18 protein-coding genes are annotated in these 20,313 nt (G+C 68.5%); 6 read left to right on the forward strand and 12 right to left on the reverse strand.

The window, feature by feature from the left end; genetic code table 11:
- Positions 1–8: 8 nt before the first annotated feature.
- From MNR00_RS10795 to MNR00_RS10810, 4 genes are read right to left on the reverse strand one after another with little or no spacing between them, the layout of a single operon-like run.
- Positions 9–1,238 (reverse strand): MFS transporter, encoded by a 1,230-nt coding sequence (locus MNR00_RS10795; RefSeq protein WP_347271910.1) that lies wholly within the window; start codon positions 1,236–1,238, stop codon positions 9–11.
- A gap of 9 nt (positions 1,239–1,247) precedes the next feature.
- Positions 1,248–1,565, reverse strand: coding sequence for a thiamine-binding protein (locus MNR00_RS10800; protein ID WP_241925932.1), 318 nt, complete (start codon positions 1,563–1,565; stop codon positions 1,248–1,250).
- A gap of 23 nt (positions 1,566–1,588) precedes the next feature.
- A complete protein-coding gene (locus MNR00_RS10805) occupies positions 1,589–2,809 on the reverse strand; it encodes a hypothetical protein (protein WP_241925933.1) in 1,221 nt (406 codons plus the stop codon).
- Positions 2,810–2,825: 16 nt separating this feature from the next.
- A complete protein-coding gene (locus tag MNR00_RS10810) occupies positions 2,826–3,659 on the reverse strand; it encodes an ADP/ATP-dependent (S)-NAD(P)H-hydrate dehydratase (protein ID WP_241925934.1) in 834 nt (277 codons plus the stop codon).
- A gap of 50 nt (positions 3,660–3,709) precedes the next feature.
- Between MNR00_RS10810 and MNR00_RS10815 the strand changes: the two genes are divergently transcribed.
- On the forward strand, positions 3,710–4,780 hold the full coding sequence (locus MNR00_RS10815; RefSeq protein ID WP_241925935.1) for an NADH:flavin oxidoreductase/NADH oxidase: 1,071 nt from the start codon (positions 3,710–3,712) through the stop codon (positions 4,778–4,780).
- 62 nt (positions 4,781–4,842) lie between these two features.
- On the opposite strand, the gene MNR00_RS10820 is transcribed toward MNR00_RS10815, so the two are convergent.
- The 3 genes from MNR00_RS10820 to MNR00_RS10830 form a co-directional block, all read right to left on the reverse strand.
- Positions 4,843–5,907: a hemolysin family protein gene (locus MNR00_RS10820; RefSeq protein ID WP_241925936.1), complete on the reverse strand. Its 1,065-nt coding sequence runs from the start codon at positions 5,905–5,907 to the stop codon at positions 4,843–4,845.
- The gene (locus tag MNR00_RS10825; RefSeq protein ID WP_241925937.1) at positions 5,904–7,220 is read right to left on the reverse strand and encodes a hemolysin family protein; all 1,317 of its coding nucleotides are present in this window, start codon (positions 7,218–7,220) and stop codon (positions 5,904–5,906) included. Before MNR00_RS10825 ends, MNR00_RS10820 begins: the two co-directional genes overlap by 4 nt.
- A gap of 111 nt (positions 7,221–7,331) precedes the next feature.
- Positions 7,332–8,792: a GuaB1 family IMP dehydrogenase-related protein gene (locus MNR00_RS10830; protein WP_241925938.1), complete on the reverse strand. Its 1,461-nt coding sequence runs from the start codon at positions 8,790–8,792 to the stop codon at positions 7,332–7,334.
- A 161-nt stretch (positions 8,793–8,953) separates the two neighbouring features.
- On the opposite strand from MNR00_RS10830, the gene MNR00_RS10835 reads away from it, so the two are divergent.
- On the forward strand, positions 8,954–12,607 hold the full coding sequence (locus tag MNR00_RS10835; protein WP_241925939.1) for a multifunctional oxoglutarate decarboxylase/oxoglutarate dehydrogenase thiamine pyrophosphate-binding subunit/dihydrolipoyllysine-residue succinyltransferase subunit: 3,654 nt from the start codon (positions 8,954–8,956) through the stop codon (positions 12,605–12,607).
- Between the two features lie 93 nt (positions 12,608–12,700).
- On the opposite strand, the gene MNR00_RS10840 is transcribed toward MNR00_RS10835, so the two are convergent.
- The 3 genes from MNR00_RS10840 to MNR00_RS10850 are packed head-to-tail and all read right to left on the reverse strand — an operon-like array spanning position 12,701 to position 14,865.
- Positions 12,701–13,993, reverse strand: coding sequence for a GNAT family N-acetyltransferase (locus tag MNR00_RS10840; protein WP_241925940.1), 1,293 nt, complete (start codon positions 13,991–13,993; stop codon positions 12,701–12,703).
- A 36-nt stretch (positions 13,994–14,029) separates the two neighbouring features.
- Complete coding sequence (locus MNR00_RS10845; protein WP_241925941.1) at positions 14,030–14,275, reverse strand: zf-HC2 domain-containing protein; 246 nt, start codon at positions 14,273–14,275, stop codon at positions 14,030–14,032.
- The gene (locus MNR00_RS10850; RefSeq protein WP_241928824.1) at positions 14,272–14,865 is read right to left on the reverse strand and encodes a sigma-70 family RNA polymerase sigma factor; all 594 of its coding nucleotides are present in this window, start codon (positions 14,863–14,865) and stop codon (positions 14,272–14,274) included. The genes MNR00_RS10845 and MNR00_RS10850 overlap by 4 nt, the downstream gene beginning before the upstream one ends.
- 124 nt (positions 14,866–14,989) lie before the next feature.
- Between MNR00_RS10850 and aroA the strand changes: the two genes are divergently transcribed.
- The 3 genes from aroA to bcp are packed head-to-tail and all read left to right on the forward strand — an operon-like array spanning position 14,990 to position 17,871.
- Positions 14,990–16,315, forward strand: coding sequence for a 3-phosphoshikimate 1-carboxyvinyltransferase (aroA, locus tag MNR00_RS10855; RefSeq protein ID WP_241925942.1), 1,326 nt, complete (start codon positions 14,990–14,992; stop codon positions 16,313–16,315).
- Positions 16,312–17,352 carry a ribosome small subunit-dependent GTPase A gene (gene rsgA / locus MNR00_RS10860; protein ID WP_241925943.1) on the forward strand — a complete coding sequence of 347 codons (1,041 nt, stop codon included), beginning with the start codon at positions 16,312–16,314 and terminating at the stop codon, positions 17,350–17,352. Before aroA ends, rsgA begins: the two co-directional genes overlap by 4 nt.
- Before the next feature lie 51 nt (positions 17,353–17,403).
- Positions 17,404–17,871, forward strand: coding sequence for a thioredoxin-dependent thiol peroxidase (bcp, locus tag MNR00_RS10865; RefSeq protein ID WP_241928825.1), 468 nt, complete (start codon positions 17,404–17,406; stop codon positions 17,869–17,871).
- Positions 17,872–17,877: 6 nt separating this feature from the next.
- Here bcp and MNR00_RS10870 read toward each other — a convergent pair whose 3' ends face one another.
- Positions 17,878–18,306: a hypothetical protein gene (locus tag MNR00_RS10870; protein ID WP_241925944.1), complete on the reverse strand. Its 429-nt coding sequence runs from the start codon at positions 18,304–18,306 to the stop codon at positions 17,878–17,880.
- A gap of 199 nt (positions 18,307–18,505) precedes the next feature.
- On the opposite strand from MNR00_RS10870, the gene MNR00_RS10875 reads away from it, so the two are divergent.
- A complete protein-coding gene (locus MNR00_RS10875; RefSeq protein ID WP_071641453.1) occupies positions 18,506–18,754 on the forward strand; it encodes a WhiB family transcriptional regulator in 249 nt (82 codons plus the stop codon).
- An 80-nt stretch (positions 18,755–18,834) separates the two neighbouring features.
- Here the strand turns inward: MNR00_RS10875 and MNR00_RS10880 are convergent, their stop codons facing one another.
- Positions 18,835–20,313: a PAS domain-containing sensor histidine kinase gene (locus tag MNR00_RS10880; protein ID WP_241925945.1), complete on the reverse strand. Its 1,479-nt coding sequence runs from the start codon at positions 20,311–20,313 to the stop codon at positions 18,835–18,837.

The raw sequence follows: 20,313 nt of genomic DNA on the forward strand, positions 1-20,313 counted from the left end.
CCGTCACTCTATGCCGCGATGGTCTCGAGAGCGGGAGCGCTGCGCTCCTCGACGCGGTAGGACGCCAGCGCGATGATCAGTCCCGCCGCGGCCAGAGCAGCGCCGACCCAGGCCGGTGCGGTGAAGCCCCAGCCGAGCGCGATCACAGTCCCGCCGAGGAACGCGCCGAGGCTGTTGCCGACATTCAGCGCCGAGTGGTTCAGGGCTGCCGCGATCGATTGATTGTCGCCCGAGACATCCATCAGCCGCGTCTGGATCGTGGGGCTGAGCACCGACGACACGGCGCCGACCACCAGCACGAGTGCCATGAGACTGATGATCCAGAACGACAGCGCCGCAAGAACGACGAAGACGACCGCCATCGCGCCGAGGCCCCACAGCAGTGTTCGACGCAGGTCGATGTCTGCCAGGTGCCCGCCGACGAGGTTGCCCGCCGTCATGCCGATGCCCATCAGCACGAGCACGATCGGCACGACCCACTCCGGCGACCCCGCGACCCCCGTGACGAGAGGTGCGATGTAGCTGTACACGGCGAAGAATCCGCCGAAGCCGATGGCGCCGACACCGAGCGTGAACCAGACCTGCCTGACGCGGAACACACCGAGCTCTTCGCGCATCGTGCGACCAGGCGAGCCGGGGTGCGGCGGCACGAACAGGGCGATGCAGAGCGTGCCCACCGCGAAGACCAGCGTCACGACCGCGAACGCGGCGCGCCATCCCCACTGCTGACCGAGGAACGTGCCCAATGGCACGCCGATGACATTGGCGAGGGTGAGACCGGTGAGGATGAACGCGACGCCCTTCGCGCGGTTGCCTGGACCCATCACGTCCGCCGCGACCAGCGCGCCGATCCCGAAATAGGCGCCGTGCGGCAGCCCGGCGAGGAACCGCGAAGCCGCCACCAGCTCGAACGTCGGCAGCACCACGGTGAGCGCGTTGAACGCCGTCAGGGCGATGGCGAGCACGATCATCACGCGATGCCGCGGGAAGCGCGCGGCGTACCCGGCGATCGTCGGAGCCCCGATGACCACGCCCAGTGCGTACAGCGAGATCAGCCAGCCGGTGCGGCTGAGGGCATCCTCCGGGCTCGCGGCCCACATGGCGGGCAGCAGGTCGGCGGCGATGTCGGGCAACAGGCCCATGACGACGAACTCGGTCATGCCGATTCCGAAGCTGCCGATGGCGAGAGAGAGGAGCGCCCTCTTCGCCGCACCCCTCGAAGATTTCGAGGGAGTCACCCGACCATGTTACCGGGCGTCGTCCGCGTCGATCGCCGCCTCGAGGCGCTCGAGCTTGGCATCCAGCTCCCCTGCGTAGCCGGGCCGGATATCGGCCTTCAGCACGAGCGACACCCGCGAGCCGAACGGCGCCACGGCCTCCGTCGCCGCCTTCACGACCGCCATCACGGTGTCCCAGTCCGGACCCTCGATCTCGGTGAACATGCTGGTGGTGCGGTGCGGCAGGCCGGATGCGCGCACCACTCGGACGGCTGCGGCGACCGCGTCGTGCACCGAGCCGTCCTCGCGGCCGGTTCCGGATGGGGCGACAGAGAATGCGACGAGCATGATTCCTCCTGGTTTGGGGTGGGTCAGTGGGGACGTGCTGCCGACGCCGGTACCCGGACGACGGCGCGGATCGCGTGCACGAGCAGCACGATCAACAGCAGATTTCGCGCGGTGATCAGCACCACCGGCAGCAGGTGGGCGTGCAGCAGTCCGTCGTAGGTGAGCGGGTACACCGCGAGGGTCAGAGCGCACAGCATCAGCACCATCGCCGCCGCTGCGTGCGCGCGGGCGCGGTCGAACACGATCCACAGGATCACCGGCGCGATCAGCCAGGTCTGGAACTGCGGCGACCCCACCTTGTTCGACACGATCAGCGCTGCGACGAACGCCATCGACAGCGGCGGCAGCAGTCGATGCCACGCGGCCCCGGCCTGCGCACGCCACACCCCGAGCACGAGGATGCCTGCGACCATGGCGACCATGAGCGGCGTCAGCCAGATCGATACGAGATCGGCTCCGGGCGCACGGATCTGAAAGGTGAGGATCTCGATGCTGTAGTCGATGACCGCGGTGCCGCTGGCTGCCATCCACAGGAACGGCGTCGCAGCGACGGCCTCGATCTGCAGGCCGCGACCGCCCTGCGTGGTGAGGAAGCCGAACAGCTCGCGATCAGCTCCGAGCAGGAAGAACACCGCGATCAGTCCTGCACTCACCGACGCCGCGATCAGTGCCACGCGGGGTGAGCGCCGCCCGGCGGCTATCGCTGCGAGCACGATCGCGCCCGGCCAGATCTTCACCCATGCGCCGAGGGTGAGCAGCACAGTGCCGGCGACAGGGCGTCGCGCGAGCCACAGCCCGCCGACGATCGCGAGCGGCACGGTGACGGCATCGATGCGATAGAGCGCGATCGGACCGAGCAGTACCAGCGCGCCGATCCAGAACCAGCCCGCGAGCCGCCGGCGGCGCACCTGCCCTCGGCCCACGAGCACAGCGAAGGCGAGCAGGTCGCCGATGGTGATCAGCACCGCCCAGCCGATCAGATACGCGTTGTCCGCCCCCAGAGCGGGCGTCAGCGGTGCCGCGAGCAGCTGGGTGAGCAGCATCGGCACGAGCGCCAGCTGCGGGTACACCCACGCGGCGGTGATGCCCATCACGCCACCGCCGCTGAGTGCTGCGGCCGACCAGGGCTCGTACACCAGTACAACGTCGCCCATCGGGTGATTAGGCAGCACCCAGCCGAGCCACGTCACCAGCGCGTGCGCGACGATGAAGGCGGCCCACAGGGCGAGCGTCCGCGGTCTCATCCGACGCACTCTGCGTTCACGAGAGGAGTTCTCCGATGGCGCGGGGCAGCGCCTCGGCGACGTCGAGGGCGACGATCGGATGCCCGATGCCGCCGTCCGCGGTTCCGGATGCCAGTGCCGCGGCGTATCCGTGCAGCCACGCTGCGGCGGCTGCGGCCTCCGAGTGCGGGCGGTCCGGGTTCGTCGCCAGCATCGTGCCGAGGATGCCGGCGAGCACGTCCCCTGTTCCCGCGGTGGCGAGCCAGTGCGGGGCGCCCGACACGACGATCGGCGTCACGCGCGGAGCCGCGACCACGCTGCGCGCGCCCTTCAGCAGCACGGTCGCGCCCACGTGCTCTGCGGTCTCCACGACCGCCGCGACCCGCGTCTGCTCCGCCGAGAGGTCTACGACCTCCAGCCCGAGCAGCTGTCGAAGGCGCGCCAGCTCCCCCGCGTGCGGAGTCAGCACCAGTGGAGCAACCGCACCCTCGGCGAGGTCGAGCGCACCGGCATCCACCACCACCGGAGCGGTGCCGCCCAGAATCCGCACCAGCACCGCCTGCTCGTGGCCACTGCGATGCGCAGCATCCGACCCCGAGCCGATCACCCATGCCCCCGCGCGCATGTCGCCGATGTCGGCACCTGCGACGGTCTCGGGGCGCCGAGCGAGCACGGCGCCGACCGCGTCGCCGAGGTAGCGCACATAACCGGCGCCACTGCGCCAGGCGGCCTCGACGCCGAGGACTGCCGCGCCGGGATACTCTGCGGATCCCGTGCGCAGCGCGACCACGCCTCGCGAATACTTGTCGTCGTCCGCCGTCGGCACGGACAGCAGATCGATCGTGTCGGCTCTGGTCCACTCCCGCAGCATGACTCCACGCTAGCGCGCCCCACGCTCGTCGCCCGCGATAGCGTCGTGGGGTGAGTCTGCTCTTCTCCCCGCTGCACCTGCGTGCGCGCACCTTCCGCAACCGGCTGTGGGTGTCGCCGATGTGCATGTACAGCGCCGTCCGTGGCATGCCGCAGAGCTGGCATCGCAGTCATCTGCCGCAGTTCGCCTCAGGGGGCGCGGGACTGATCCTCGCCGAGGCGACGGCGGTCGTCCCCGAGGGGCGCATCTCACCGCGCGACACCGGGCTTTGGACCGATGAGCAGCGCGATGCCTGGGCGCCGATCGTCGAAGATGTGCATGACCGGGGTGCTCTGATCGGGGTTCAGCTCGCGCACGCAGGACGCAAGGCGTCGACGTGGTGGCCGTGGGCAGAAGCGCAGGGATCGGTCCCTGCCGCCCAGGGCGGCTGGACGACGACCGCACCGTCCGCGATCGCGTTCGAGGGGTTCGCTGCGCCGACCGCGCTGGACACCGCGGGGATCGCGGGCGTCGTCGCCGGTTTCGCTGACGCCACCAGGCGCGCGGTGGATGCCGGATTCGATGTGCTCGAAGTGCATGGCGCCCACGGGTATCTGCTGCACCAGTTCCTCTCGCCGCTGTCGAACCAGCGGGGCGATGAGTACGGCGGCTCTCTGCCGAACCGGGCCAGACTGCTGCTGCAGGTGCTGTGCGCAGTGCGGTCGGCGGCGGGCGAGGACATTCCGGTGTTCCTGCGGATCTCGGCGACGGACCACGCCGAGGGCGGTTTCACGCCCGAGGAGGCGGCGCAGGTCGGGCTGTGGGCGATCGAGGCGGGGGCTGACCTCGTCGATGTCTCCAGTGGCGGGCTCGTCGCCCACCAGCGCATCGACGTGCACCCTGGATATCAGGTGCCGCTCGCCGCCGCGGTGCGCGCCGGCGGCCGGGTGCGCACCGGTGCCGTCGGGATGATCACATCGGCGGCCCAGGCCGAGGAAGTACTCGCCTCAGGAGCAGCGGATGCTGTCTTCGCCGGTCGGGAATGGCTGCGCGACCCGCACTTCGCGCTGCGCGCGGCGCACGAACTGGGCGCGGCTGTCGACTGGCCGCCGCAGTACCTGCGGGCCCGCTGGCGCGGATGACCGACTGACCGCGGGGCCGGTCCCGGCATCCGACGTTCTCACGATCGGATGCCGGGAGCGGATCACCGTCCGGGATATCCGCGGCGCGTGGCGTCCTGCACTTCGCCGACGAGCTCTTCGAGGATGTCCTCGAGGAACAGCACGGCGGTGGTCTCACCGCTGTGGTCGCGCACCTTCGCCAGGTGACGTCCTGCGCGCCGCATCGCGGCGAGCGCGTCCTCGAGGTCGGTCTCCTCGTGCACCGGCACCATGTGGTGCACGCGCTTGGCCGGCAGCGGCTGATCGACGGTGGCTGTCGCCTCCGCGCCCTCTGATGCCCGCAGGACATCCTTCAGGTGCACGTAGCCGATCGGGTTCTGCTCTGCGTCCACGATCACGTAGCGCGAGAACCCGTAGCGGGCGACCGCCTTCTCGACGTCGTCCGGGGTGGCGGTCTGGGGCAGCGTGATCAGCTCGGCAAGGGGAACGGCGATGTCGCGCGCCTTCTTGTCGGTGAACTCCACGGCCGCGGCGACCGCTCCGGAGGCATCCGAGAGCACGCCCTCGCGACGCGAGCGATCCACGATCGTCGCGACCTCCTCGATCGTGAACGTCGACGCCGCCTCGTTCTTCGGCTCGACGCCGAACAGCCGCAGCACGCCGTTGGCGATGCCGTTCAGCGCCCAGATGATGTGCCGGAACACGCGCGAGACCCACACCAGCGGCGGCGCCAGCAGCAGCACCGCACGATCGGGGATCGAGAACGCGAGGTTCTTCGGCACCATCTCGCCGAACACGACGTGCAGGAACGACACCAGGGCGAGCGTGATGACGAACGAGGTGACCGAGACGATCGATTCGTCCCAGCCCATCGCGTGCAGCGGGATCTCGAGCAGGTGGTGGATCGCCGGCTCCGAGACATTCAGGATCAGCAGCGAGCAGATCGTGATGCCCAGCTGCGATGTGGCCAGCATGAGCGTGGCGTGCTCCATCGCATACAGGGCGGTCTTCGCAGCGCGGGAGCCGCGGTCGGCCAGCGGCTCGATCTGCGAGCGCCGGGCTGAGATGACGGCGAACTCGCCGCCGACGAAGAAGGCGTTGCCGGCCAGCAGGATGACCAGCCAGACCAGTCCCATCCAATCGCTCACCGGTCAGCCTCCGTCTCATCTGAGGCAGGATCGGCGGTGTACCGCACACGGTCGACGCGTCGACCGTCCATCCGCACCACGCTGAGGGTTCCGTGCTCGACTCGCACCACGTCGCCGAGGGCAGGCACCCGCTCGAGCTGGCTCATCATGTAGCCGCCGACGGTGTCGTAGACCTCGCCCTCCGGGACCTGGATGCCAGTGCGCGTCAGCAGTTCGTCAGGGCGTAGCTCACCGGGGAAGGTGATGGAGTCGACGCGGTGGACGATCCCCGCGCGGGAGCGGTCGTGCTCGTCGGAGACCTCGCCCACGATCTCCTCGACGAGGTCCTCGAGGGTCACGATTCCAGCGGTGCCGCCGTACTCGTCGACGACGATCGCCATCTGATAGCCCTTCGAGCGCAGCTCGGCGACCAGCACGTCCAGGTGCACGGTCTCAGGCACGCGCAGCGGCTCGGTGCTGAGTGCTCCGACCGGAACATCAGCGCGCTTCTCACGCGGTACGGAGACGGCGGCCTTCACGTGCACGACACCGGAGATGTCGTCGAGGTCGTCGTCGTAGACAGGGAACCGGCTGTGGCCAGTGCGACGGGCGAGCTGGATGACGTCGTCGGCAGAGTCTCCGATGCTGATCGAGTGCATGCTCGGACGCGGCGTCATGATGTCGTCGGCCGTGAGCCGCGCGAAGGTGAGGCTGCGGTCCAGCAGCGTCGCAGTGTCCTTCTCGAGCACACCCTGACTCGCCGAGCGGCGCACCAGCGAGGACAGCTCCTCTGCGCTGCGCGATCCCGACAGCTCCTCCTTGGGCTCGACGCCCATCGCGCGAAGCACGCCGTTGGCACTGCCGTTGAGCAGCAGGACCGCGGGCTTGAACACTGCGGTGAACGCCGTCTGGAACGGCATGACGACCTTCGCGGTCGCCCTCGGCAGCGCGAGGGCGAAGTTCTTCGGCACGAGCTCGCCGATGATCATCGACAGCAGCGTGGCGATCGTCATGGCGATGGTCACCGAGACGGGGACGGCGACGGCGTCCGGCACTCCCCAGCCCTCCATCAGCGGCGCGAGCAGCTTGGTGATCGCCGGCTCCATCGTGTAACCGGTCAGCAGCGTCGTGAGCGTGATGCCCAGCTGCGCGGAAGAGAGGTGGGTGGAGGTGATCTTCAGAGCGCGGATCGTCATGCCGAGGCGGGTCTCCCCGCGGGCCTGGCGTGCTTCGAGCTCGGCGCGGTCGAGATTGACCAGTGCGAACTCGCTGGCGACGAAGAGCCCCGTCCCCACGATGAGCAGAAGCCCCACGCCCAACATCAGGAATTCCATCAGCTGAAGTCCTCGACTTCGGCGAGGAGCGGGCAATGGGGCGATCTACTACAAGAAGGAGGGTCGTCCATGGTGCGCATGATCTTACAGAATTCTGCTGTGAGAAGCGCACTACCAGCTGACCGGCAGGGCCTTGCCCTCCTCGTAGCCGGCGGCCGACTGCAGGCCGACCAGCGCGCGCTCATGGAACTCGGGGACTGTCGCCGCTCCGGCATAGGTGAACGACGAGCGCACACCGGAGCTGATCATGTCGAGCAGGTCCTCGAGGCTCGGACGCAACGGGTCGAGATAGATCTTCGACGACGAGATGCCCTCGGCGAACAGCTCCTTGCGTGCGAGCTCGAATGCGTCGAGGCGCTCGAACCTGGCGTGTACCGCCTTAGTCGATGCCATCCCCCACGATTCCTTGAACATGCGGCCTTCTGCGTCGTGCTGCAGCTCGCCGGGCGCCTCGATTGTGCCCGCGAACCACGATCCGACCATCACGGACGCGGCACCGGCGGCGAGCGCAAGGGCGACGTCTCGCGGGTACCGCACTCCCCCGTCAGCCCAGACGTGCGCGCCGAGCGCCCGTGCCGCCTCGGCGGTCTCGAGCACGGCCGAGAACTGGGGGCGACCGACTGCGGTCATCATTCGCGTCGTGCACATCGCCCCTGGCCCGACGCCGACCTTGAGGATCGATGCTCCGGCGCCGACGAGATCGTGCACGCCTTCAGCGGTGACGATGTTCCCGGCGACCAGCGGGATGCCGAGACCGAGCTTCGCGACGGTGTCCAGCGCCCGCAGCATCCCGTCCTGGTGACCGTGTGCCGTGTCGATCACGAGCACATCGACGCCGGCGGATGCCAGGGCGCGGGCCATTCCAGCCACATCGCCGTTGATGCCGACGGCCGCCGCGACCGCGAGCCGGCCGTGTGCGTCGACGGCCGGCTGGTAGATCGTCGTCCGCAGGGCCGTACGGCGGCTCATGGTGCCGACCATGCGGCCCCGCTCGAGTACGAGGATCATCTCGGCATCCACTGCATCGATCACATCGAACGCCGCCCGCCCCTCCGCGATCTCCTCCGCATCCACGGCGTGCGCGCTTCCGCGCACCAGGTCGCCGAGAGCCGCGTCAGGCAGTGCCGTCGCCAGGCGCGTCGCTGGGAGGATGCCGAGGATCGCATCCTGTGTCAACGCGCCATCCGCCGGCCGATCCGCGACGACGACCCCGTGCCCCGAGGTCGGCGGCAGCAGCCGCAGAGCGTCGTCGACCGTCGCGCGCGGCGAGAGCACGAGAGGCGTGTCCCACCGCACCGGCTGGTCCTTGACCCAGTGGATGGCGGCGTCGAGCTCCTGCAGCGGCAGGTCCTGCGGCAGCACGCCAAGGCCTCCGCGCCGCGCCAGGGTCGCTGCCAGCCGCGGGCCGGTCACCGAGTTCATGTTCGACGCGACCAGCGGCAGAGTCGCCGGGGTGCCGTCGTTCGGGCTCAAGTCGACCTGCAGCCTGCTGCTCACTGCCGATCGACGCGGCACCAGGAACACGTCGGAGTAGGTCAGATCCACCGAGGGTCGCTCACCGGAGAACTTCATGCCTGTCACGGTACTCGCACGACCCGTTCAGGTGGTCGTTGCGCACGCGTCATGCGCCCGGATTGGCATTAGGCTTGAAGACTGTTACACAAGTGCGGCCCGATGTTCAGTCGTCGTCGAGTCGCATCCACGAATTCAGCGACGAAAGAGGGCGATAAAGCGTGTCGAACCAGGTGACCGGCGTCGGTGGCGACGGGGGGTTCGGAGCCAACTCGTGGCTCGTGGACGAGATGTACGAGCAGTTCAAGAAGGACCGCAACTCCGTCGACAAGGAGTGGTGGCCGGTCCTCGAGAACTACACGCCGGATGCCGCGACTCAGGCAGCCCCTGAGCAGAACGCGCACCCCGTCACCGCCCCCATCCCCGTGATCGGCACCCAGCCCGTCGCGCGCACGACCGCGAAGCCGGCTAAGCAGGCTCCGATCCCCGCCCAGGCGCCCAAGCCGCAGGCGAAGGAAGAGGCGCCGACCGAAGAGGAGACCATCACTCCCCTTCGCGGAATGCCCAAGACCCTCGCGGCCAACATGGATCAGTCGCTCACAGTCCCCACCGCGACGAGCGTGCGCACCATCCCCGCGAAGCTGATGATCGACAACCGCATCGTCATCAACAACCACATGTCGCGCACGCGCGGCGGCAAGGTGAGCTTCACGCATCTGATCGGCTGGGCTCTGATCCAGACGCTCAAGGAGTTCCCGAGCCAGAACGTGTTCTACACCGAAGTCGACGGCAAGCCGTCGGTCGTCGCACCCGCGCACGTCAACCTCGGCATCGCCGTCGACGTCCCCAAGCCGGACGGCACACGCGCCCTGCTGGTGCCGAGCATCAAGCGCGCCGACACGATGACCTTCGGCGAGTACCTCGCCGCGTATGAGGACATCATCGCCCGCGCCCGCGGCAACAAGCTCACGGCGGCCGACTTCGCCGGCACCACCGTCTCGCTGACCAACCCCGGTGGCATCGGCACCGTGCACTCCGTGCCGCGGCTGATGAAGGGCCAGGGCTGCATCATCGGCGCTGGCGCGCTGAACTACCCGGCCGAGTTCCAGGGAGCCAGCGAGCGCACCCTCACCGAGCTCGGCATCGGCAAGACGATCACCCTCACCAGCACCTACGACCACCGGGTCATCCAGGGCGCTGGCTCCGGCGAGTTCCTCAAGAAGGTGCACGAGCTGCTGATCGGCGAGCGCGGCTTCTACGACGACGTCTTCGCGGCGCTGCGCATCCCCTACCAGCCGATCCGCTGGAACGCCGACATCGCCGTCGACCTCGCCGAGCGCGTCGACAAGCAGTCCCGTGTGCAGGAGCTCATCAACTCCTACCGCGTGCGCGGCCACCTGATGGCTGACATCGACCCGCTGGAGTACGTGCAGCGCTCGCACCCCGACCTCGAGATCGAGAGCCACGGACTGACGTTCTGGGACCTCGATCGCGAGTTCGTCACCGGCGGCTTCGGCGGCAAGCGCGTGATGAAGCTGCGCGACATCCTCGGCGTGCTGCGCGACTCGTACTGCCGCACGCTCGGCATCGAGTACATGCACATCCAGGACCCCGAGCAGCGGCGCTGGTTCCAGGAGAAGGTCGAGATCAAGTACGTCAAGCCCGGCCACGACGAGCAGCTGCGTGTTCTTCGCAAACTCAACGAGGCGGAGGCGTTCGAGACCTTCCTGCAGACGAAGTTCGTCGGCCAGAAGCGCTTCTCACTCGAAGGCGGCGAATCACTGATCCCGCTGCTCGACGAGATCCTGCAGGGCGCCGCCACATCAGGGCTCGACGGCGCGGCCATCGGCATGGCGCACCGCGGCCGCCTGAACGTGCTCACCAACATCGCCGGCAAGACCTACGGCCAGGTGTTCCGCGAGTTCGAGGGGTCGCTCACCCCCGGTAACCAGCGCGGCTCCGGCGACGTGAAGTACCACCTCGGCACCGAGGGCACCTTCGTCGCCGATGAGGGCCAGGAGCTTCCGGTCTATCTGGCCGCCAACCCGTCTCACCTCGAGACGGTCGACGGCGTGCTCGAGGGCATCGTCCGTGCCAAGCAGGACCGCAAGCCGATCGGCACCTTCGCGTGGCTGCCGATCCTGGTGCACGGCGATGCGGCGTTCGCCGGCCAGGGTGTCGTCGTCGAGACGCTGCAGATGTCGCAGCTGCGCGGCTACCGCACCGGTGGCACCGTGCACGTCGTGGTGAACAACCAGGTGGGCTTCACCACGCTGCCGACCGACTCGCGCACCTCGGTGTACTCCACCGACGTCGCGAAGACCATCCAGGCACCGATCTTCCACGTGAACGGCGATGACCCCGAGGGAGTCATCCACGTCGCCAAGCTCGCGTTCGAGTACCGCGAGCGCTTCCACCGCGACGTCGTGATCGATCTGGTCTGCTACCGCCGTCGTGGTCACAACGAGGGCGATGACCCGTCGATGACCCAGCCGCTGATGACCGACCTGATCCAGGCGAAGCGCTCGGTGCGCAAGCTGTACACCGACGGCCTCGTCGGCCGCGGCGACATCACCGAAGAAGAGTACGATCAGGCCAAGGCCGACTTCCAGAACCGCCTGGAGATCGCCTTCGCCGAGACGCACGCGGCCGAGACCGGCGCGACTCCGATCGCCCCTGACCTGAACCCGGTCGACGACCACGTCGGCGCCCCTGAGGTCACCGGTGTGGCGCTGGAGGTCGTGCACCTCATCGGCGACGCACACGCCAACAAGCCGGACGGCTTCACGGTGCACTCGAAGCTGCAGCAGCAACTCGACAAGCGCGTCACCATGAGTCGCGAAGGCGGCATCGACTGGGGCTTCGGCGAGTTGCTCGCTTTCGGCTCACTGCTGGTCGAAGGCACTCCAGTGCGACTGGCAGGGCAGGACTCGCGTCGCGGCACCTTCGTGCAGCGGCACGCCGTGCTGCACGACCGCGCCAACGGCCAGGAATGGCTGCCGCTGGCGAACCTGTCCGACAGCCAGGGCCGGTTCTTCGTCTACGACTCGCTGCTCAGCGAGTACGCCGCGCTCGGGTTCGAGTACGGCTACTCGGTCGAGAACACCGAGGCTCTTGTGCTGTGGGAGGCGCAGTTCGGCGACTTCGCCAACACCGCGCAGGCCGTCATCGACGAGTACGTGTCCTCCGCTGAGCAGAAGTGGGGCCAGCAGTCCGGTGTCGTCCTGCTGCTGCCGCACGGCTACGAGGGCCAGGGACCTGACCACTCGTCGGCGCGCATCGAGCGTTTCCTGCAGCTGTGCGCACAGGACAACATGTATGTGGCGCGTCCGTCGACCCCGGCATCGTACTTCCACCTGCTGCGCCGTCAGGCGTACGAGCGTCCACGCAAGCCGCTGATCGTCTTCACGCCGAAGGCGATGCTGCGCCTGCGGGGTGCGACCAGTGCAGTCGAGGACTTCACGCAGGGTCGCTTCGAGCCGGTGATCGACGACCAGCGCGGCCTCGACCGCAACGCGGTCAAGCGCGTGCTCGTGCACTCCGGCAAGGTCCACTGGGATCTGCGCACCGAGCTGGACAAGAACCCGAACCCCGAGGTCGCCCTGGTGCGGTTGGAACAGCTGTACCCGACGCCGATCGACGAGCTCAAGGCGATCACGGACTCGTACCCGAACGCCGAGCTGGTGTGGGTGCAGGAAGAGCCCGAGAACCAGGGCGCCTGGCCGTTCCTGGCACTCGAGTTCGCCGAGGTGCCAGGGCCGCGTCAGTTCCGCGCCGTGGCGCGTCCTGCCGCCGCCTCGCCGGCGACCGGCTCCTCCAAGGTGCACGCCATCCAGCAGGTCGCCCTGCTCAAGACGGCGCTCACGCTGGACTGATCGCGCTCGCGGACGCACGCAGAGCAGAGAAGGCGGATGCCGTCGCTCCCCGACCGGGGAACGACGGCATCCGCTTTTTCAGTGCTGTCGTACTCAGTACCAGATGCCCAGCAGCGGTGCCGGATCCGAGCGGAAGGCATCGTCGATCGCGGAGATGACCTGTCCGTCGCCGTGGATGCGTCCCGCAGCGGCGAGCTGGGTAGCGCGCACTCCCCCGACGTAGATCGCCGACAGCTCGGCCACGCTCAGTCGCACATCGGCCGGGTCCTCACTCGCCTGCACATCCGCACGGCCATCGGAGCCGATGTGCACCCGCCAGGTGCCGTCTGCGAAGCCGAGTGGGTCCTCGACGCGGAGTACGACATCGAGAGGTGCGCGGTAGCTGCGCGCCTGCAGCGCCGCCGACACGTCGAGCACTCGCAGCCACCCGTGGTCGTGCACCTCGGTCTTCACCGCCCGCTGATCGGCGACCAGCCACGTCAGCGGATCGTCCACCGGGCGCAGGTCGACGCTGGCGCGGTCGACGAGGTCATGCTGCACCACGAACTGCCAGAGGGCGCGCAGCGCCTCGTCCGTCGTCGCCTGCAGGGTGCGGATGCTCAGCTCGGACCGGAAAGCCCCTGGGATCTCCGAGAGCGTGTACGCGATCGCCCCGCGCACGACGCCCTCGGCGTCGAGGTATCGGATGCCACGCACAGCGGCAGCCTGCTTGTCGCCTTCGGCGAGACCGGCCATGCGCTGCCAGCGCCCTGGCCACGCGGCCACCTGTCCCGATCGCGCCGGGCGCGACTGCTCGTGCAGGGCCTCGAGATCTTCGGCGAGAGTCTGCTTGTCGACATACGCGATGCGTCCTGGCACCGGCGCGCCGACCCAGCCGGCGCGCGCCGTGTCGATCGTCAGTCGCGCTGCGGGAACGGCCGGGGCGAAGCCGTATCGGCCGTAGATGGTCGCCTCCGAGACGGTGAGCCCGGCGAGGGGGATGCCGGCGGATGCTGCGGCGCGCAGCTCGCCCTCCAGCAGCGCCCGCGCGATGCCGCGGCGACGGTGGGTGCCGGAGACGGTCACCGAGCTGATGGCCCACATGTCGATCTCGCCATCGGGCACGGTCATCGGGGTGACCCAGGAGTTGACCGTCGCGACCGGAAGCGTGCCGGCTGCGGAGTCGTAGACGCCGATGTTGCGGCGCAGCCGCATGGTCTCGCGCATCTGCGCGACACCGGCATCCGTCGGCTCGTCGTCGAGGAAGCCCCTGGCATCGGCGCGCATGAATCCGTCGGCATCCGCATCGACCGTCATGTCGGCGATGCGGTAGTCCAGACCGCTCTCGCGCAGACGGCGCTGCGAGTCGGGGTCGACGGGAACGATGGTCTCTTCCGGTGCGGTCATCCACCCAGCCTACGGGTGCGTGCGATCCGGCGGAGGTCAGTGAGACGCGCTCTGAGCGACGCGCAGCCGGGCGAAGACCTGCTCCCGCAGTTCCTCGGGTGCGGTCTCCTTGCAGGCGCGTGCGACGACCTCGGTCAGGGTCCGCGCGACCAGCGCCTCGTTCTGGCATGACGCGCAGTTGTCCAGGTGCTCGCGGATCTCGGAGTGCTCGGTCATGCAGATCTCGTTGCGGAGGTACTCCTCCAGGTCCTGGCGGGCTTTCTCGCAGCCGCAGTCGCTCATTTCCTGCTCCTAGGTTCAGCCACGGCGATTCCTCGCTCTGCGGCATAGTCAGCCAGCAGCCCCCGAAGCATTCGCCTGCCACGGTGCAGACGGCTCATCACGGTGCCGATGGGGGTCTTCATGATGTCGGCGATCTCCTGGTAGGAGAATCCCTCGACGTCGGCGAGGTAGACCGCGAGGCGGAAGTCCTCTGGCACCTCCTGCAGTGCATCCTTGACGACGGATGCCGGCATGTGGTCGATCGCCTCGGCCTCGGCCGAGCGGCTGTGCGTCGCGGTGGTCGACTCCGCGCCGCCGAGCTGCCAGTCCTCGAGCTCATCGATCGTGCCCTGGAACGGCTCGCGCTGCCGCTTGCGGTAGATGTTGATGTAGGTGTTCGTGAGGATGCGGTACAGCCACGCCTTCAGGTTCGTGCCCTGCGAGAACGAGGACCACGCCCCGTACGCCTTCACGAAGGTCTCCTGCACCAGGTCAGCCGCATCGGCGGGATTGCGCGTCATGCGCATCGCCGCCGCATAGAGCTGATCCATGTAGGGGATCGCCTGCTCCTCGAAGTCGCGTCGAGGGTCGCCAGGTGCTGTCTCGTCCATCACCGGCCAGTCTAGGCGGGCGAGATCGACGATGTCTGTGGTGTCGACGCTGTCGCGTGTCAGAATCGCCGTCATGTGTCGCACTCCTCTCCCTGTGTCGCAGGCTTCACTAGGCTAAGAACCGATGAGCACACAACGGTATTCCCCCGCCCCGGCACGAGGCTCCTACCTCGCGCCGAGTATCGACCTGCCCGTGCACGCGTCCGTCACCATTCCGGGGTCGAAGTCCCTGACCAACCGCGAGCTGATGATCGCCGCGATCGCCGACGGTCCGGGTCGGCTGATCCGCCCGCTGCACTCCGACGACTCGCGACGGATGGTCGACGCGCTGCGACTGCTCGGGATCAGCATCGAGGAAGTGCCCTCCGGCGGCGAGTTCGGTCCCGATCTGCTCGTCACCCCCGCACCGCTCGGCGGCGGGGTCACGATCGACTGCGGTCAGGCCGGCACGGTGATGCGCTTCATCGCTCCGCTGGCGGGCATCGCGCACGACGACGTGCATCTCACCGCCGACGAGAACGCACTGCACCGTCCCATGGGCGCCATCATCACCGCACTGCGCGACCTCGGCGTGGACGTCGACGACGAAGGCAACTGGTCGCTCCCCTTCACCGTGCGCGGCCGCGGCCGTGTGCGCGGAGGACGCGTTGAGATCGACGCCTCCGGCTCCAGCCAGTTCGTCTCCGGACTTCTGCTGGCCGCGCCCCGCTTCGACGTCGGGCTGCACCTGGTGCACACCGGCGCGACGCTGCCGAGCCTGCCGCACATCGACATGACCATCGAATGCCTCAGCCGGCGCGGCATCCGCATCGAGCGTCCGGCCGTGGGCGAGTGGCTCGTCGAGGCGGGCACACCGCGGGGCAAGGACGTCACGATCGAACCGGATCTCTCCAACGCGGCACCGTTCCTGGCGGCGGCACTGGTCACCGGCGGTGAGGTGACGGTCGCCGGATGGCCGCTGCACTCCACGCAGCCCGGCGCACTTCTGCCTGACATCCTGCACGCCCTCGGCGCTCACACCAGCCGGCATGCCGGCGCGCTCACCGTCAGGGCAGGCGACCGCATTCGCGGCCTCGACATCGATCTGTCCGCGGCCAGCGAGCTCACGCCGACGATCGTCGGGCTCGCAGCATTCGCCGACGGCCCCACCACCATCCGCGGTGTCGGCCACATCCGCACCCATGAGACTGACCGCATCGCCGCACTGATCGCGAACCTGCGTGCACTGGGCGGCGAGGCCGAAGAGCTGCCTGACGGTCTCCGGATCGTCCCTCGACCGCTGCACGGCGGTGTCTGGCCGGCGCACCACGACCACCGGATGGCCACCACGGGCACGCTGATCGGATTGCGGGTTCCCGGCGTCGAGGTCGATGACATCGGAACCACGGCCAAGACACTGCCCGAGTTCACCCAGCTGTGGGAGCGGATGCTGAAGGGCGCCATCGCGTGAGCTGGCTGGGCGACGATGACCTCGACGACGTCGATGACTTCGACGAGAACAGCATCCGCACTCGCCCGAACCCCAAGGCCAACCGCCCGCGCACCAAACGCCGCCCCGCCCACGAGGATGCCAGGATCGGACGGATCCTCGGCGTCGACCGTGGTCGCTACAGCGTGCTGATCGACGAGGACGGCGCGGACGAGCGCACCATCACGGCCACCCGTGCCCGCGAACTGCGCCGCACCCCGATCGTCACCGGAGATCGCGCCCGCGTGGTGGGCGACACCTCGGGCGATGAGGGCACACTCGCTCGCATCGTGGGCATCGTCGAGCGCACGTCACTGCTGCGCCGCAGCGCCGACGACACCGACCAGGTCGAGCGCGTCATCGTCGCCAACGCCGATCAGATGCTGATCGTGGTCGCCGCGGCTGATCCCGAGCCGCGCGCGCGTCTCGTGGACCGCTACCTCGTGGCGGCGCTGGACGCCGGCGTCCGACCGCTGCTGGTCGTGACGAAGACCGATCTCGCCGATCCGACCGATTTCCTCGCCCACTTCGACGGCCTCGACCTCACCGTGTTCACCAGTGCGCGGGCAGAGATGCCGACCGACGAGATCGGCGCGGCGCTGATCGGACATTCCACCGTCTTCGTCGGCCACTCGGGGGTGGGCAAGTCGACCCTCGTGAACGCGCTGGTGCCTGATGCCAGGCGCGCCACCGGACACGTCAATGAGGTCACCGGTCGAGGGCGGCACACGTCGTCCTCGACCGTGTCTCTGCGATACACCTCCCCCGCCGGTGCCGGCTGGGTGATCGACACCCCCGGGGTCCGCTCGTTCGGCCTCGGTCACGTCGATCCGGCGAACATCCTCGCCGCGTACACCGAGTTGGCCGAGATCGCCGAGGAGTGCCCACGCGGCTGCACGCACCTGGCGGATGCCGAAGACTGCGCATTGAATGAGGCCGCCGTCGCCGGCACTCTCAGCGAGGCGGGGCGCGCACGGCTGGATTCGCTGCAGCGCCTGCTTGCCACCTTCAGCGGCTGATACGAACCGGATCAGCCGCGAGAACCGGGATAGTGTGAAGGGGTGACGAACATGCGCCTGGAACCCGGTACTCCTGCCCCCGACTTCTCGCTCCTCGACCAGGACGGCAACACCGTCACGCTTGACGGGCTGCGCGGGCGCAAGGTGGTCCTGTACTTCTACCCGGCGGCCATGACACCGGGCTGCACCACTCAGGCGTGCGACTTCCGCGACAGCATCGCGTCGCTGCTGGGCGCCGGGTACACGGTCGTGGGCGTCTCCCGCGACACGCCGGAGAAGCTGCGCGAGTTCCGCGACCGCGACGAGCTCCCGTTCGAGCTGCTCAGCGACCCCGATCATGCTGTGCACACCGCGTATGGCGTGTGGGGCGAGAAGATGAACTACGGCAAGGTGATCGAGGGCGTCATCCGCTCCACCTTCGTGCTCGACGAGCAGGGCGTCATCACCCACGCGCAGTACAACGTGAAGGCGACCGGCCACGTCGCCCGGCTGCGCAAGACACTCGGCGTCGACGCCTGAGTCGCGTCAGTCGTCGGTGCCTGCCGGCTTCTCGTCGGCGGCGCTCGGCTGCAGGCGGGGATCGGATGCCCCATCGCGGCGCGTAGCCGCGATCAGCAGCACCAGCCCGAGCACTGCGATCCCGCCGACGCCGATCGTGAACAGCCAGATCTTCGGCTCGACGGTCAGAGAGGCCAGCGCGAGCGCGATTCCGAGCACCTGAACGAAGATTCCGCCGGAGCGCGCCCATGAGGCGCGGCGCAATGTGCCGAAGGCGAACGCGCACAGAGCGAACGCGGCGATGAGTGTGAGCACGATCAGCGCGATCGCACTCATCATCGACGCGGCTGCGCCTGAGCCGAGGGCGAACAGCTCCATCAGCCCCATGACGGCGACGGCGACCCCCTGCAGCGCCAGGAGGGTGGCTGCGGCGACGGCGGGCACGGAAGGACGCAAGCGAACTCCTTCTACGAGTTGTCTGGAAAACCCTTGATTTCAGATTGTTTCTGTAACAAAATAGACAAAGCCATGTGCTCCCACATCGGAGTGGGGCGGGCAATTGCCTGCATGACCAGGGTAGCTGACCCCCGATCCGCTCCCTAACTCGCCGCCGCAAATGCGGCAACCACACCGAACCCTATCTGAGGAGCCATCTATGGACTGGCGCGACAAAGCCGCCTGCCTGACTGTCGACCCCGAGCTGTTCTTCCCGGTCGGGAACACCGGCCCGGCCGTCGACCAGATCGAGAAGGCGAAGGCGGTCTGCGCCACCTGCACCGTCACCGAGATCTGTCTGCAGTACGCCCTGGAATCCGGTCAGGACTCGGGCGTCTGGGGCGGTCTCTCCGAAGACGAGCGTCGCGCTCTCAAGCGCCGCGCTGCGCGCGCCCGCCGCGCCGGCTGACACCACAGATCACGAAAGCGCCGGCTGCCACCCCATCGGGAGGCAGCCGGCGCTTCTGCATGTAAAGGCGATGATCCGCGTCAGGCGATGATCCACCGCATCGGGATGTCGATGGTCACCTGAGTGCCCTCGCCCTCGGCACCCTTCCATTCGATGGTGCCGCTGAGCTCGCCCTGGATGAGAGTCCGAACGATCTGTGTGCCGAGTCCCTGACCGACCCGCCCCTCGGGCAGGCCGTGACCGGTGTCGGTCACGGTGACGCGCAGGTGGTCCGCCGTGCGCTTCGCCTCGATGCTGACGACGCCCTCGCGACCCGACAGGCCGTGTTCGACAGCATTGGTGACCACTTCGGTCAGTGCCAGCGCGAGCGGGGTGGCGTACTCGCTCGGCAGCACGCCGAATCGTCCCTCGAGGTGTGTGCGCGCTCGTGTGTTGGGTGCGGCGGCGACCTCGGCGACGAGCTTGAGCACGCGGTCGAACACCTCGTCGAAGTCCACGGTCTGAGCCAGGCCGCTGGCCAGGGTGTCGTGTACGACGGCGATCGCCTCAACCCGTCGCATCGCCTGTGTCAGCGCGTCACGGGCCTCCTCCGAGTGCGTGCGACGAGCCTGGATCCGCAGCAGCGAGCCTACTGTCTGCAAATTGTTCTTGACGCGATGGTGGATCTCGCGGATCGTGGCGTCCTTGGTGATCAGCTCCTGCTCCTGATGCCTCAGCTCCGACACGTCGCGGCACAGCACGATCGCACCGATCCGGTTGCCGTGATCCTTCAGGGGGATCGCGCGCAGCGAGACGGTGACTCCGCGGGCTTCCATGTCCGTGCGCCACGGCGCCCGCCCCGTGACGACGACAGGGAGCGACTCGTCGACCTGGCGCGCGGGGGGCACGATCCGCGTCGTGACCTCGGCGAGGGACTCGCCCTCGAGCTCGTCCTCGAAGCCCATCCGGTTGAAAGCAGAGAGCGCGTTGGGGCTGGCGAAGGTGGTGATGCCATCGACGTCGAGTCTGATCAGGCCGTCGGATGCCCGTGGCGCGCCGCGCCGCGGTGCCGTCGGTGCCGCCAGATCGGGGAACTCCCCGCTCGAGATCATGTGGAACAGGTCGTTCGCGCACTCGTCGAAGCTGATCTGCTGCCGCGAAGGCGTACGCACCTCACCGAGGTTCGTGTGACGGGTGAGCACGCCGATGATCGCGCTCTCGCCCGACTTCTGCGCCCGCACGATCGGCACAGCCCGCACGCGCGTCGGTGTCTCCTCGAACCAGTCCGGCGAAGACGAATCGACGATCGCGCCGGAATCGAACGCGGCCTGCACCTGCGTGCGCCACTGCGGCCGCACCTTCTCGCCCACCAGGTCACGATAGAACAGGGTCGCGGCCCCACTGGGACGCGAATGCGTGACAGCGATGAACGTACCGTCCGCGGTCGCTATCCAGATGACCATGTCGGCCGAGGCGAGGTCGGCGAGCAGCTGGCCGTCTCCGGCGAGTCGATGCAGCCATTCGACATCGGCGTCGGTCAGACGCCCCTGGGCGTGGACGAGATCACTGAGTGTTGACAC

The sequence above is a fragment of the Microbacterium sp. H1-D42 genome (assembly GCF_022637555.1).
In the GTDB taxonomy this organism is placed as follows: Bacteria; Actinomycetota; Actinomycetes; order Actinomycetales; family Microbacteriaceae; genus Microbacterium.

Bases quoted from the DNA above. Each gene is read 5' to 3' on its own strand.
- MNR00_RS10800 (WP_241925932.1), bottom strand. From the start codon at position 1,565: ATGCTCGTCGCATTCTCTGTCGCCCCATCCGGAACCGGCCGCGAGGAC.
- MNR00_RS10805 (WP_241925933.1), bottom strand. From the start codon at position 2,809: ATGAGACCGCGGACGCTCGCCCTGTGGGCCGCCTTCATCGTCGCGCAC.
- MNR00_RS10810 (WP_241925934.1), bottom strand. From the start codon at position 3,659: ATGCTGCGGGAGTGGACCAGAGCCGACACGATCGATCTGCTGTCCGTG.
- MNR00_RS10825 (WP_241925937.1), bottom strand. From the start codon at position 7,220: ATGGAATTCCTGATGTTGGGCGTGGGGCTTCTGCTCATCGTGGGGACG.
- MNR00_RS10830 (WP_241925938.1), bottom strand. From the start codon at position 8,792: ATGAAGTTCTCCGGTGAGCGACCCTCGGTGGATCTGACCTACTCCGAC.
- MNR00_RS10840 (WP_241925940.1), bottom strand. From the start codon at position 13,993: ATGACCGCACCGGAAGAGACCATCGTTCCCGTCGACCCCGACTCGCAG.
- MNR00_RS10845 (WP_241925941.1), bottom strand. From the start codon at position 14,275: ATGAGCGACTGCGGCTGCGAGAAAGCCCGCCAGGACCTGGAGGAGTAC.
- MNR00_RS10850 (WP_241928824.1), bottom strand. From the start codon at position 14,865: ATGGACGAGACAGCACCTGGCGACCCTCGACGCGACTTCGAGGAGCAG.
- aroA (WP_241925942.1), top strand. From the start codon at position 14,990: ATGAGCACACAACGGTATTCCCCCGCCCCGGCACGAGGCTCCTACCTC.
- bcp (WP_241928825.1), top strand. From the start codon at position 17,404: ATGCGCCTGGAACCCGGTACTCCTGCCCCCGACTTCTCGCTCCTCGAC.
- MNR00_RS10875 (WP_071641453.1), top strand. From the start codon at position 18,506: ATGGACTGGCGCGACAAAGCCGCCTGCCTGACTGTCGACCCCGAGCTG.